Origin of the sequence: Shewanella sp. SR43-8, assembly GCF_014163775.1 — a bacterium.
In the GTDB taxonomy this organism is placed as follows: domain Bacteria; phylum Pseudomonadota; class Gammaproteobacteria; order Enterobacterales; family Shewanellaceae; genus Shewanella; species Shewanella vesiculosa.
In genome coordinates this window covers 26407-39882 of record NZ_JACJDX010000003.1, presented here as the reverse complement: position 1 = coordinate 39882, position 13476 = coordinate 26407, and the positions used below count along the sequence as shown (strand labels likewise).

Here is a 13476-nt window from a genome sequence, read left to right as displayed (position 1 = left end):
AAAAAAAAAGCAATGCCATGGCATTGCTTTTTTTATAGTGATATTTTATTCACTATAATTGAATAAAGATCTAACGGTCTCTAAGGTATCATCAATAGTTTTTATACTTGCAGGGCAAATGAAAATCGTATCATCGCCAGCAATGGTACCTAATATCCCTTCAGGTTTACCTATTGAATCCAGCAAACGAGCAATTAATTGTGCTGCACCTGGACTGGTTCTTACCACTATCATGGCTTGGTTATGATCAACATCTAGCACTAAATTCTTAACTGGGCTACCCGCAGTTGGAACGCCTAGCTCTGCAGGCAGGCAATAGACCATCTCTTGCTTGGCGTTACGAGTACGAACAGCACCAAATTTGCTGAGCATACGCGATACTTTAGATTGATTAATATTACCGAATCCTTCGGTTTGAAGCGCATTAACAATCTCGCTCTGGCTTCCAAAACGTTCTTCTTTGAGAATCGATTTAAAAGTTCGTACGAGCTCATCCTGATTTCTTGTCGCTGGCATAATGATATTTCATCTTATATTTGTTATTCAAAAATCTAGCACATTTTGAATAGATTGACTTATTAAGTCAAGAAAAAATCAAATTTATTGAATAAAAATTCATTTTGTAGTGGAACTTTAAGCTGACACTTGTGTTAGTTCTGTGACTCATTTAAGCAATAAATGATTAAGATAATGGCGATGATTGTCTTGTCAGTACCAATAGAGTATCACCCTTTTCTGACAATAGATTAAGTTTTCCTTTTGAGAAATCAATTTGTTGTACTAATGAAATAGCTTGCATCAACTCGGCTTCTTGGCTCATAAAGCTGTCAACGCAGGCTTTCATGGTAGTGCCTGCTGGTGCCAGCTGTAAAAAGTTACCTTGCTGGGCATAACTGCCAAAAAACTGATTACAACTGTTGTTACCTGTTAACTCGCCATCTGCGGCAAAAACTAACGTTGCAGGACTATTATTAATGGTTGGAGTGTCGAGGACGGTGTCGACATGCCAAGTACCAATTAATTGTTCATTTGAGACAGTGGCCGATGGACTTTGGCAAGCACTAAGGCCTATAACTATAACTGCGGCGCCGAGAATATGCTTTATCATGCTGAGAGGGTTCCAAATACGAAAAAATTGGCGCTATTCTACTACTTGAGCATTAATAAAAGAGTAAATAATTGTCAGTTTTTGGATTAATGAACATTATTTAACGAACTAAAGAGAGTCAAATGATTAAATTAGTCAAAGTGTTGCATATCATCGGCTTAATTATGTTGCTGGTGGGCGTAGGCTTATATTGGCAAAGCGATATAGGTCAGCAAGTTAGTGGTATGTTGGTGATTGCATTGCTCATTGGCGTAGGAACATTAATTATGTCTCCGCTGCCTGTTGCGCTAGTGATAGAATGGGCTAAGAAGCAACCTCCCTATTCAGATCCAAAGGAATAATCATTGTCATTTATTATCCGTAAGGCGTTATTCACCGATGTTACTGCCATTGTGCAGTTAGAGCGTGCTCATGTAGATGATGAGTTGTCTGGTTCAGATAACCAATTACATGCTCATTCATTCACCAAAAGTGAGGTGGGTCAGCTAATTAATCAACATTGGTTTATGGTGGCAGAAGAGCAAGGGCAAATTATTGGTTATGTGATGGCCGCAAGATGGTCATTTTTTTCCGCGCAACCATTGTATCGCCATATTATTCAAAAGATTAAGTTCGCTGAGTTGGCTGGGCAAGCTTTATCGACGACCAATTCGTGTCAATATGGGCCGGTTTGGATCCAAGAGTCAAAACGTGGCCAAGGCGTGTTTGCGGCGTTAGTGAGTGAGTTAAAAAAACAAGTAAACACTAGCTTTCCATTTATGGTGACCTATGTTGCTGCAGACAATGCTCGCTCTTTAGCGGCACATCAACAAAAAGCTGCGATGACACAGATTGATCAATTTCGTTTTGAACAACGTGATTATTGTTTATTGGCCACCTCTACAGCTGATGTCATCAGCTAACTATGTCTTGGTGCGTGAATAAAGTGGTTATTAATTAGGAATATAATGAGTACTGACTTTGAAACCCTTTTTTCACCTTACCTTGGTTTAAGATTATCAGCATTTGACAACATGAAGCTGATTGCCGCGGTATTGGCTGAGGCAAATGAATCATATGATTGCATTGAAGCAAGTGTGCACAGTAAGGATAATCTACAAGTGCAGCAATCAGGATATTTTGTGCGCTGGCATGATAGATGGGTATTTTGTGGTGTAACCAATGACTATCATGCTGCAATAGCCTTATTTACTCAAATTGAGCAGATCAATATGGCATCAATTAGTGTCAAAGATGTGCCAATAATGAGTATGCAGCAAGTGTCATTTATGTGCATTGAAAGTGCGCACTTCGATCATTGTTAACCTATTTATTATACTATCTTCATTTATGTTTACGCATTAGGATGATTTCGCTAAATCATTGATGTGCATTATTGCTCAGGTTTATTTAACTGCATCAGTACCAGTGGTCGTTCTTCAGAGTGGTGACGATAGTATAATTGGGTGATTTCTGCTGGTAACTGCGATATTTGCCGCGGTTCTATCGCCACAAAGTGCTGCTGTTGATATAAGCCTATTAACCATGGGTGAGCAAATAAGAAGCAATGTTTAGTCTTTAATCTAGGTGCAATAAACTGTAATAACTGGCTTGCATGGTGTTGGCCACGATAGTCGGGGTGAACTAACAATCCATTTACCAGTTGATAGTGGCCTATTGGTTTGACTCTTATAGCGGCAATAATATTTCGCGGTCTGAATGTCGCTCTATTAACGTCATCACTCCTGTCTTGATTATCAGTAGCGTTTGAGTTTAGGTGATTAATAACTGCTATCGCTTCTTTTTGAGCTAATCGCGCATAAGGCATATGCTGACGATAGAATAATTTAATGGCTGACCATTCTTTTATTGTACAGAGCTTAATCGCTGAGAGTTTGCTTTCAGCAAGTTCAATCGCGTTGCCTTCTAAAGCGGTAAGATGACTCGCAATCGACTTATTCGCAATCGAATCACCTTCAATGGGTTCCGCCCCTATGGATGGCGGTGCAACAGCTTGCTTTTCTATTATATTTTTTTCTAGCCAAGTGGCTTGATACATAATGAACCCAGTGTCGAGATTAAATCATTACCTTATTACATCGGCTAGTGCAAATTGGATAGCGCCAATAAAATAAAACCGCCAAATGGCGGTTTTATGTTTGATATCGTTTTAGCTTAGCCAACAAGCGTTAGGCTATATCGATACCTAGCTTATTATAGTCCGGCATCAGCACGAAGAATCTCAGCTTTATCTGTCGCTTCCCAAGGGAATATATCGCGACCAAAATGGCCATAAGCTGCAGTTTGTTGATAGATAGGACGTGCCAAATCTAGCATTGCGGTTAAACCATAAGGACGCAGCTCAAAGTGCTGACGGATCAATTTGATCAATACTTCTTCAGACACTTTGCCAGTACCGAATGTTTCTATACTGATAGATGTTGGCTCTGCAACACCAATAGCATAAGACACTTGTAGCTCACAGCGATCAGCAAGACCTGCAGCAACAATATTCTTAGCCACATAACGTGCAGCATAAGCTGCGCTACGGTCTACTTTCGATGGGTCTTTACCAGAGAATGCACCGCCACCATGGCGCGCCATTCCGCCGTAAGTATCAACGATAATCTTACGTCCTGTTAAACCACAATCACCAACAGGTCCGCCAATAACAAAGCGACCAGTAGGGTTGATAAAGTATTTAGTGTCTTTGTTTAACCATTGTGCAGGTAATACAGGCTTGATGATGGTTTCCATTACGGCTTCAATCAAATCTGCTTGTGTTACGTCTTCACGATGTTGAGTTGACAATACAATCGCATCGATACCGATGATTTTGCCATCGTCATATGCAAAGGTTACTTGGCTTTTTGCATCTGGACGCAACCAAGGTAAAGTGCCGTCTTTACGCACTTCTGACTGACGCTTAACTAGCTTATGAGCGTAAGTGATAGGTGCAGGCATTAATACGTCGGTTTCATTGCTGGCATAGCCAAACATTAAGCCCTGATCGCCAGCGCCTTGTTCAGCAGGATCTGAGCGGTCAACGCCTTGATTGATGTCTGGTGACTGTTTGCCTATGGCATTAAGTACCGCACATGAATCAGCATCAAAACCCATATCTGAATTGGTGTAACCGATTTCGCGGACGGTTTTACGGGTAATTTCTTCAATGTCTACCCAAGCAGAAGTGGTGACTTCACCGCCCACTAATACCATACCGGTTTTAACATACGTTTCGCACGCAACACGAGCCTTTGGATCTTGCTCAAGTATTGCGTCTAATACCGCATCAGAAATCTGATCGGCGATTTTATCTGGATGACCTTCTGAGACCGACTCAGAGGTAAACAAGTGCTTTGCCATAATAGGAAAATCTCGTTGGTTGCATTTGAATATACGTCTAGACGTCTATTTTAGTCGAAATCTAATTTGATAACACCCCTTAATACGAATTTAAGCAGATAATTGTGCAGTAGTGCATGAATATTTTTTACTCTCTATGAGTGTGTTTAGCTAATGGGTTAATTAAACTGCTGATTAAATTAAGTTTTAATCATTTTTGTTGGTCTGCTTTAAACACTTTAGTGCCATTAATTGAACAATATTGAGGATGATTATGAGGTGTTAAGTGTTGAGACAATTTGACGTTTTACTTACCCAGCGCTGTTTTCTAAGCTGACTGTCAATAAATAATTACTCAGTATGTAGATGTTCATTACGGGGCTTTTTGCATGTTATCTACCCAATAAACATCAGCGGCAAGACGACCTTAATAGGTAAAAGTGAGCTTATTACTGACTAAAAATGTAATGAGAGAAATTTTAATTTGCGTCACATCGCCTTGTAGGGGAAAATATGGCTTCACAATTGCCCGCTAGACCTTACAAACAAGCAGGAGAGAGCATGTCATCTCGTAAAGTACTCGCTAACGCTATTCGCGCCTTAAGTATGGATGCGGTTCAAAAAGCCAATTCTGGTCATCCAGGTGCCCCAATGGGTATGGCTGATATCGCCGAAGTGCTATGGAATGATTTTCTAAAGCACAATCCAACTAATCCTAACTGGGTCGATCGCGATCGTTTTGTTCTGTCAAACGGTCATGGCTCTATGCTTATCTACTCTTTATTGCATTTATCAGGCTATGAGTTGCCGATTGAAGAGTTAAAGCAATTCCGTCAATTACATTCAAAAACACCTGGTCATCCTGAGTATGGTTATACTCCAGGTGTTGAAACCACCACCGGTCCTTTAGGCGCAGGTTTGAGCAATGCTGTTGGTATGGCGATTGCCGAAAAAACCTTAGCGGCTCAGTTTAACCGTCCTGGTCACGATATTGTTGATCATTTTACCTACTGTTTCTTAGGTGATGGCTGTTTAATGGAAGGTATTTCTCACGAAGCCAGTTCATTAGCCGGCACATTAGGCCTAGGTAAGTTAGTGGCATTTTGGGATGACAACGGTATTTCTATCGATGGTCATGTTGAAGGTTGGTTCACTGATGATACGCCTAAGCGCTTTGAAGCCTATGGCTGGCATGTTATTGCTGATGTTGATGGTCATAATCCTGATGCCATCCGTGCAGCAATTGAACAAGCTAAATCTGTCACCGATAAGCCATCGATGATTTGCTGTAAAACCATTATTGGTTTTGGTTCTCCGAACAAATCGGGCAGCCATGATTGTCATGGTGCACCATTAGGTGATGCTGAAATTGCAGCCGCTCGTGAGTTCTTAAACTGGCCACACGCTCCTTTTGAAATCCCATCTGATGTTTATGCTGGTTGGGATGCCAAACACAAAGGTGAGGCAAATGAGTCATTATGGAATGACAAGTTTGCTGCATATCAAGCTGCGTTCCCAGAACTTGCTGCAGAATATGATCGCCGTGTTTTAAAGGGTGATTTACCTGCTGATTTTGAAGCAAAAGCACAAGCCTTTATCCAAGAAAGCCAAGATAAAGCCGAAGGTATTGCGAGCCGTAAAGCGTCTCAAAATGCGATTGGTTTCTTTGGTGCTATGTTGCCAGAATTACTTGGCGGTAGCGCAGACTTAGCCGGTTCTAACTTAACGCTTTGGTCTGGCTCAAAAGGTATTCAAGACGATCCTGCCGGTAACTACATCTATTACGGTGTACGTGAATTCGGTATGAGCGGTATTATGAACGGTGCGTCGTTGCATGGTGGTTTTATTAACTATGGCGCTACCTTCATGATGTTTATGGAATACGCGCGTAACGCAGTACGTATGTCAGCATTAATGGGTATTCAAAACATTTTCGTTTATACCCATGACTCTATTGGTCAAGGCGAAGATGGTCCAACGCATCAGCCTATTGAGCAATTAGCTAACTTACGTTTAACGCCAAATATGGCAGTATGGCGTCCATGTGATGCAGCAGAAACGGCTGTTTCATGGAAGGCGGCAATTGAGCGCCGTGATGCACCAACATCATTAGTTTTCAGTCGTCAGGGTCTTAAGGCTCAAGCGCGTACTGCGGAGCAATTAGCTAACGTTGCTAAAGGCGGTTATGTACTGTCTGATTGTCAAGGCACTGCTGATGTGATCTTAATTGCAACCGGTAGCGAAGTGCAATTAGCCATGGATTCAGCCGCTGAGTTAAGCAAACTCGGCCAGAAAGTGCGCGTGGTTTCTATGCCTTCTACGACTGAGTTTGATAAGCAAGATGCTGCTTACAAAGAATCTGTATTACCAAAAGGTGTCACTAAGCGTGTTGCTATTGAAGCTGCGCATACTGATTTCTGGTACAAATACATTGGTTTTGAGGGCGGTGTTGTTGGCATGACGACCTTCGGTGAGTCTGCTCCTGGTGGTGATTTACTTAAGCATTTCGGCTTCACTGTTGATAATGTAGTAAAAACTGTCCAATCTTTAGGATAATCATCTGAGATTAAACACTTATCTATTAAGTGTTTAATCTGTATAATAACGGCTTGCAATATGATTGCAGGCCGTTTTTTTATGTCTTTTATTCACGTAAAATAATATATGCTAAATCACTTATATTTCAGTATTTTATCATGGTTGATTAAATAATAAGTGCCTAGGTTAATTACTCTGGACCCTAAATGATTCGAGTTGCAATTAATGGTTATGGCCGGATTGGCCGCTCAATACTTCGTGCCTTGTATGAGTCAGGAAAACGTCAACAGATCCAAATTGTGGCAATCAATGAGTTGGCAAAGCCAGAAGCCATTTGTCATTTAACTCAGTATGACACCACTCATGGTCGTTTTAAGCATACCGTTAAGCTAAAGGATGATCAGTTACTGATTGGTGACGACAGTATTTTGTTGCTCAATCAAGCAGATGCTAAGTTACTACCTTGGGCTGAACTTGATATTGATATCGTCTATGAGGCCACAGGCAGTTTAATCGACCGTCAAGCTTGCGAAGCACACATTTACGCTGGCGCTAAACAAGTACTTATTAGCCATCCTTCCTCTGCAGATGTTGATGCCACTATTGTGTATGGCGTTAATCATGATTTGTTACGCCCAGAGCATAGTGTTATTTCTAACGCTTCTTGCACCACTAATTGTATTGTTCCAGTCATCGATGTTCTCGATAAGCATTTTGAAGTCAAAAGTGGTGCTATTACTACAATTCACTCGGCGATGAATGATCAGCAGGTTATTGATGCTTACCATGATGATCTGCGCAGAACGCGCGCCGCAGGTCAGTCTATTATTCCGGTTGACACTAAATTAGCTCGCGGTATTGAACGTATTCTGCCGCACATGAAAGATAAGTTTGAAGCCATTTCCGTGCGGGTGCCAACCATAAATGTGACCGCGATCGACTTATCTGTCACGCTTGAGAAAAAAGTTAATATTGAACAGATTAACAGTGTGTTACAACGTGCCTCAAACGGCAGTTTTAATGGTATTTTAGGCTATACTGACGAGCCGTTGGTATCGTGCGACTTTAACCATGATCCCCGTTCAAGTATTGTTGATGGTACTCAAACTCGTGTCAGCGCAGGCCACTTGGTCAAATTATTATTATGGTGCGACAACGAATGGGGTTTTGCTAACCGCATGTTAGATACCAGTTTAGCGATGATCCAAGCAAAACTGGACCAATAACCTTAATCACATTTTGAGTAATGGGTGTTAACCGATTACACAGTAAAAATTTTGTTTTAACTTAAAAAGGAAAGGCTAATTATGGCAATTATAAACATGACAGATTTAGATCTACAAAATAAGCGCGTGCTTATTCGCGAAGATTTAAACGTGCCTGTCAGTGACGGTGTGGTGACCAGTGATGCGCGTTTACGTGCGTCATTACCAACGATTCAACTCGCATTAAAGAAAGGCGCTGCCGTAATGGTAATGTCGCATTTAGGTCGCCCAACAGAAGGCGAGTTTAATTCTGAGTATTCAATGCAACCGGTAGTGGACTATCTAGTTAAAGCACTTGATTGCCCAGTGCGTCTGGTCAGTGACTACCTTGATGGCGTTGACGTTAATGTTGGTGAAGTTGTGGTATTTGAAAACGTTCGCTTCAATGTGGGCGAAGGCAAAAACGATGACACATTAGCGAAGAAAATGGCGGCATTATGTGACGTGTATGTCATGGATGCATTCGGTACCGCTCACCGTGCTCAGGCTTCTACTCATGGCGTTGGTGTGTATGCTCCTGTTGCTTGTGCCGGTCCGTTATTGGCCCAAGAATTAGATGCATTAGGCAAAGCACTGGATAATCCTGCCCGTCCAATGGTGGCGATAGTGGGTGGCTCTAAAGTATCGACCAAATTAACTGTCCTTGAAAGCTTATCGACCAAAGTTGACCAATTAGTTGTCGGCGGCGGTATTGCCAATACTTTTATTGCAGCAGCAGGTTATAAAGTGGGTAAGTCACTGTATGAGGCTGATTTAGTTGAAGAGGCTAAACGTCTTGTGGCTAACGCTCGAAGCCGTGGTGGTGATATTCCTGTACCAACCGATGTGGTTGTTGCCAGTGAATTTAGCCCGACAGCGGCCGCGACACTGAAATCTGTCAGTGATGTTACTGACAGCGACATGATTTTCGATATTGGTCCAGACAGTGCTGAAGCTCTGGCTAAGATAATTGAACAAGCTGGTACCATAGTCTGGAATGGTCCTGTGGGCGTGTTTGAATTCGATCAATTTGGTGAAGGTACCAAGCGTATTGCTGAGGCCATTGCTAATTCAAAAGCATTTTCTATTGCCGGCGGTGGTGACACTCTAGCGGCAGTGGATAAATACAATATTGCCGACAAAGTATCTTATATTTCAACCGGCGGTGGTGCTTTCCTTGAGTTTTTAGAAGGCAAAGAACTTCCCGCAGTAGCAATGCTTGAAAAGCGTGGCGCTTAGTCCACACCAAGTATTGATGCCGTAAAACCAAATAATAACTATAAAAAAACTGCTCTACCACAGTGGCTGTTTAGCTGCGGTAGAGTAAAAAATCCGTCCAAACGATAGTGACCTAGGTGAGTAATCACCCTATTATTGGAGAACAAAAAAATGGCTCTTATCTCTCTACGACAACTGCTTGACCACGCTGCAGAGCATGGTTATGGCGTCCCTGCTTTTAACGTGAATAACCTTGAGCAAATGCGTGCAATTATGCAAGCGGCTGAAGCGACCGACAGCCCTGTGATTGTTCAGGCTTCTGCTGGTGCACGTAAATATGCTCGCCCACAATTTTTAAAATATTTAATGGCAGCGGCACTTGAGCAGTATCCTGATATCCCTGTGTGTATTCATCAAGATCACGGTACTGATCCTGACATTTGTCAGCGTTCAATTCAGTTAGGCATGTCATCAGTCATGATGGATGGCTCGCTAATGGCTGATGGTAAAACACCTGCGTCATACGATTACAACGTTGATGTCACTCGCCGTACTGTGGCATTTGCCCATGCTTGTGGTGTGTCTGTTGAAGGTGAAATTGGCTGTTTAGGCAGTTTAGAAACTGGCCAAGCAGGCGAAGAAGACGGTGTCGGGGCTTCGGGCATTCTTAGCATGGACCAAATGTTAACAACGCCAGAAGAAGCTGCGCGTTTTGTTGCCGATACTCATGTTGATGCATTAGCCATTGCCATTGGTACTAGCCATGGTGCGTACAAGTTTAGCCGTAAACCTACTGGCGATGTGTTACGTATCGACCGTATTAAAGAAATTCATGCGCGTATCCCTAACACGCATTTAGTCATGCACGGTTCATCTTCAGTACCGCAAGAATGGTTGAAAATCATTAACCAATACGGTGGTGAAATTCCAGAAACGTACGGCGTACCGCTGGAAGAAATCGTTGAAGGTATTAAGCACGGTGTGCGTAAAGTGAACATTGATACCGATTTACGTTTAGCATCAACGGGTGCTGTGCGTAAATTCTTGGCTGAACATCCAGCAGAATTTGATCCACGTAAATTCTTGAAAGCATCAATGGAAGCGATGGCTGACATTTGTACTACTCGTTATGAAGCATTTGGTTGTGCAGGTATGGGCTCTAAAATTAAGCCTAAGTCACTGCAAGCAATGTATAAAGCTTATCAATCTGGCGAACTTGATCCTAAAATCATGTAAACCTATTAACGCTAGTATAATAAATCAGCTCATTTTTTGAATGAGCTGATTTTTTTGTAACTAAATAACGAAAAATGTTGTTTTTTTAAACGTTATCCAGCATTATCCTCGCCTTAAAAATTGACGCTAAAACGTCATCATTTACCCATACAGTCCAAATCTGTTAGCCCACTTTATAGTTGAATTAATTCTATGCTTGTTAAGCCTAATGCCCCGTTATCGCTATTTTCATTGACTTGGCCATTATTTGTTGATTTTGCTTTACACTTTTTAACTGCCGCAATTAACACCTTTATGATAAGCCATGTGTCTTATCAAGGTGTGGCGGCGTTGTCTGTTGGTAACATGGTATTTGAACTGGCAATTACGTTATTTAGTTTCGTCAGTATCGGTGCCAGTGTAGTCATTACCCAGTATTTAGGTTCGCAAAATAAAGCTGCTGCAAGTGCCGTAGTGTATTCATCCATTGGCTTTAATTTTTTAGTTGGCTTGGTCGCTGCGATAGGTATTTTATCCGGTGCAACCATGATGTTGAATTTAATGAATTTACCAGCAGAGCTTATGGCCGATGGTAAGTTGTATCTCCAGATTGTTGGTTTATGTTTAATTCCTGAGGCGATGGCCATGTGCTTAGCGGCGGGAATGCGGGCACATGGTTTTACTCAGCAAGCCATGTGGGTGACGTTATCGATGAATATCATCACTTTTATTGGCAACTTACTATTACTTTATGGTTGGTTTGGTTTGCCACAAATGGGTGTCGCTGGTGTGGCTATTAGTACCGTGGCTGGGCGACTCGTAGGTGTGAGCATTATGATGCTATTGTTTGTGCGTTACACAAAAATCCCATTGCACTTGCCGAGTATTTTGCGCCCTAATAAAGCCATGCTGAAAAAGGTGTTTCACATTGGTTTACCTGCCGCGGGCGAAAACGTCTCGTGGATGTTGCAATTTATGGTCGTCACCTCATTTGTTGGCTTAATGGGCGATAAAGCCTTAGCTGCGCAATCGTTGTATTTTCAAATCTGTATGTTTATTTTATTGTTCGGCTTATCTATCGGGATCGGTAATGAAATTATTATTGGCCATATGGTGGGGGCTAAGCAATTAAAAGCCGCAGAGCAGCAAATGTATCGAGCATTAAAGTTAGGTCTGATTGTGACCAGTATTGTGGCTTTATTCGCCGCAATATGGGGACCCACTCTTGTTGCTTTATTTACGGATGAGCAAGATATTATTGTGCTGGTGGGGCAGTTATTTGTCATCACACTCATTATGGAACCGGGTAGAACCTTTAACTTAGTGGTGATTAATGCCTTAAGGGCCAGTGGTGACGCCAAATTTCCTTTTTTTATGGGAGTGTTTTCCATGTGGTGTATTGCTGTGCCTGGTGCTTATTATCTTGGTATTCACCTTGAGTTTGGCTTGCTGGGCATTTGGGCTGCTTTAGCCTTGGATGAATGGGTTAGGGGTTTAGCCATGCTATGGCGCTGGCGAAGTGGTCGTTGGCACAATAAGAGTCTAGTGGCCTAATACTTGAGACAAGACTATTTTTTCAATTTTGTGATCAAAGTGGTAATATGCGTGGAAATTTTAGACATACACCCTCCATTAGATTTTTGTAAATTGTAAATATAGGACGAAATGACATGAAAAAACTGCTAATTGCTGCAGCTATTACACTAACCATGCCATTTGCAGCACATGCTGGAAGTGAGTTTGTTGAAGGCGATGCGACTTTGGCTGGTGAGGCTGAAGTAGGTGCCACATTAACGACAGGTAACACTGATACTTCTTCGTTTAAAGCGCGCTTAGCGTTAAAGCAAGAATTGGGTAACTGGGAAAATCAGTATGTGTTAGAAGGACTGTACAAAGAAGACACTAAAGAAGTGACTGCAAAGCGTTATTTTCTTGGGGTGCAAGGTAACTACCAGATTAATGATGTGAGCTATATGTTTGCTAACACAAACTATGAAGTGGATCCATTTACGGGTTACGATTTAACGTCTACCACGTCTGCCGGTTATGGTCATCGCTTTATCGATACTGACAGAATGTCTTTAAAAGCAGAGGCAGGTCCTGGTTATATTTACCAACAACTTGATGAAGAATCATCACTTGCTGAAGGTTACGATAGCCAAGACAGTATTATTGCTCACGCAGTTATCGATTTCCAAACTAAGATCAGCGACTCATCTAAGTTCCAGCAGAAATTTATTGCCGATTGGGGATCTAAATTAGATGCTCGTTCTGAAACATCACTGACTGCCAATATTATTGGCGCATTAGCGATGAAGTTTGCCGTTATTGTTCGTTATAATAGTGAACCGCTTGATGATAAAAAAAGCACCGATACTGAAACAAACATGACATTACTTTATGCATTCTAAGTTAATGTTCAAGCGACATTAATGCGGGTAATGTTCAAACAAAAGCTGGCTTTGCCAGCTTTTTTTATGCTCGTTTGAAATGGCGTCATATCATCAGTCTTGATACTTATTACGACCTTGCATGTCTCAATATGCTAGTACTACTTTATAGGCTACCTGTTATTGGTTCGACTTCTTGATCCCATCTCTCAATCTGAATTTTGCCATTGCTCCAATGCGGTAATTTAGTCCTTTCTACATTCATTATCGTGCAATTAAACCTCGCGCAAAAAAACGCTATATTCGCGGACTGGTTCACGAATTAGTTATATTATCCACAGGATAGTCGACTTAGCAGCCATTAGGTTCTCAGTTTGAGAGTATACTTTTTGTATCGGTCGATACACTGGAACAGTGCGATGCAAATAGGATGTTGTTG

General features: G+C 41.7%; 13 protein-coding genes. 9 read left to right on the top strand and 4 right to left on the bottom strand.

Going from position 1 to position 13476, the window contains the following annotated elements; all coding sequences use genetic code 11:
* Positions 1-45 precede the first annotated feature (45 nt).
* Both argR and H5114_RS04320 read right to left on the bottom strand, forming a co-directional pair.
* Positions 46-516: a transcriptional regulator ArgR gene (argR, locus tag H5114_RS04325; protein WP_124018045.1), complete on the bottom strand. Its 471-nt coding sequence runs from the start codon at positions 514-516 to the stop codon at positions 46-48.
* A gap of 166 nt (positions 517-682) precedes the next feature.
* Positions 683-1108, bottom strand: a complete 426-nt coding sequence (locus H5114_RS04320; RefSeq protein ID WP_182722314.1) for an META domain-containing protein — start codon at positions 1106-1108, stop codon at positions 683-685.
* A gap of 122 nt (positions 1109-1230) precedes the next feature.
* Between H5114_RS04320 and H5114_RS04315 the strand changes: the two genes are divergently transcribed.
* The 3 genes from H5114_RS04315 to H5114_RS04305 are packed head-to-tail and all read left to right on the top strand — an operon-like array spanning position 1231 to position 2412.
* Positions 1231-1449 carry a hypothetical protein gene (locus H5114_RS04315; RefSeq protein ID WP_182722313.1) on the top strand — a complete coding sequence of 73 codons (219 nt, stop codon included), beginning with the start codon at positions 1231-1233 and terminating at the stop codon, positions 1447-1449.
* A 3-nt stretch (positions 1450-1452) separates the two neighbouring features.
* Entirely contained in the window at positions 1453-2010 is a 558-nt protein-coding gene (locus H5114_RS04310) for a GNAT family N-acetyltransferase (RefSeq protein ID WP_124018042.1), read from the top strand.
* 45 nt (positions 2011-2055) lie between these two features.
* Entirely contained in the window at positions 2056-2412 is a 357-nt protein-coding gene (locus H5114_RS04305) for a hypothetical protein (protein WP_182722312.1), read from the top strand.
* A 68-nt stretch (positions 2413-2480) separates the two neighbouring features.
* Here the strand turns inward: H5114_RS04305 and H5114_RS04300 are convergent, their stop codons facing one another.
* Together H5114_RS04300 and metK are read right to left on the bottom strand one after the other, a co-directional pair.
* Complete coding sequence (locus tag H5114_RS04300) at positions 2481-3146, bottom strand: GNAT family N-acetyltransferase (protein WP_182722311.1); 666 nt, start codon at positions 3144-3146, stop codon at positions 2481-2483.
* Between the two features lie 155 nt (positions 3147-3301).
* Entirely contained in the window at positions 3302-4453 is a 1152-nt protein-coding gene (gene metK, locus H5114_RS04295) for a methionine adenosyltransferase (RefSeq protein ID WP_124018039.1), read from the bottom strand.
* Positions 4454-4993: 540 nt separating this feature from the next.
* On the opposite strand from metK, the gene tkt reads away from it, so the two are divergent.
* From tkt to H5114_RS04265, 6 genes are all read left to right on the top strand, one after another.
* A complete protein-coding gene (gene tkt, locus H5114_RS04290; RefSeq protein WP_124018038.1) occupies positions 4994-6988 on the top strand; it encodes a transketolase in 1995 nt (664 codons plus the stop codon).
* A gap of 188 nt (positions 6989-7176) precedes the next feature.
* Positions 7177-8196, top strand: a complete 1020-nt coding sequence (gene epd, locus H5114_RS04285) for an erythrose-4-phosphate dehydrogenase (RefSeq protein ID WP_124018037.1) — start codon at positions 7177-7179, stop codon at positions 8194-8196.
* An 81-nt stretch (positions 8197-8277) separates the two neighbouring features.
* Complete coding sequence (locus tag H5114_RS04280; protein ID WP_124018036.1) at positions 8278-9453, top strand: phosphoglycerate kinase; 1176 nt, start codon at positions 8278-8280, stop codon at positions 9451-9453.
* A 150-nt stretch (positions 9454-9603) separates the two neighbouring features.
* Positions 9604-10668 carry a class II fructose-bisphosphate aldolase gene (gene fba / locus H5114_RS04275; RefSeq protein ID WP_124018035.1) on the top strand — a complete coding sequence of 355 codons (1065 nt, stop codon included), beginning with the start codon at positions 9604-9606 and terminating at the stop codon, positions 10666-10668.
* A 192-nt stretch (positions 10669-10860) separates the two neighbouring features.
* Entirely contained in the window at positions 10861-12201 is a 1341-nt protein-coding gene (locus tag H5114_RS04270; RefSeq protein WP_182722310.1) for an MATE family efflux transporter, read from the top strand.
* 116 nt (positions 12202-12317) lie between these two features.
* A complete protein-coding gene (locus H5114_RS04265) occupies positions 12318-13058 on the top strand; it encodes a DUF481 domain-containing protein (RefSeq protein WP_182722309.1) in 741 nt (246 codons plus the stop codon).
* Positions 13059-13476: the final 418 nt, after the last annotated feature.

Excerpts from the sequence above, each read along its gene's own strand:
- H5114_RS04315 (WP_182722313.1), top strand. The coding sequence starts at position 1,231 with ATGATTAAATTAGTCAAAGTGTTGCATATCATCGGCTTAATTATGTTG.
- tkt (WP_124018038.1), top strand. The coding sequence starts at position 4,994 with ATGTCATCTCGTAAAGTACTCGCTAACGCTATTCGCGCCTTAAGTATG.
- H5114_RS04305 (WP_182722312.1), top strand. The coding sequence starts at position 2,056 with ATGAGTACTGACTTTGAAACCCTTTTTTCACCTTACCTTGGTTTAAGA.
- H5114_RS04265 (WP_182722309.1), top strand. The coding sequence starts at position 12,318 with ATGAAAAAACTGCTAATTGCTGCAGCTATTACACTAACCATGCCATTT.
- epd (WP_124018037.1), top strand. The coding sequence starts at position 7,177 with ATGATTCGAGTTGCAATTAATGGTTATGGCCGGATTGGCCGCTCAATA.
- fba (WP_124018035.1), top strand. The coding sequence starts at position 9,604 with ATGGCTCTTATCTCTCTACGACAACTGCTTGACCACGCTGCAGAGCAT.
- H5114_RS04300 (WP_182722311.1), bottom strand. The coding sequence starts at position 3,146 with ATGTATCAAGCCACTTGGCTAGAAAAAAATATAATAGAAAAGCAAGCT.
- metK (WP_124018039.1), bottom strand. The coding sequence starts at position 4,453 with ATGGCAAAGCACTTGTTTACCTCTGAGTCGGTCTCAGAAGGTCATCCA.
- H5114_RS04320 (WP_182722314.1), bottom strand. The coding sequence starts at position 1,108 with ATGATAAAGCATATTCTCGGCGCCGCAGTTATAGTTATAGGCCTTAGT.
- H5114_RS04280 (WP_124018036.1), top strand. The coding sequence starts at position 8,278 with ATGGCAATTATAAACATGACAGATTTAGATCTACAAAATAAGCGCGTG.
- H5114_RS04270 (WP_182722310.1), top strand. The coding sequence starts at position 10,861 with ATGCTTGTTAAGCCTAATGCCCCGTTATCGCTATTTTCATTGACTTGG.
- argR (WP_124018045.1), bottom strand. The coding sequence starts at position 516 with ATGCCAGCGACAAGAAATCAGGATGAGCTCGTACGAACTTTTAAATCG.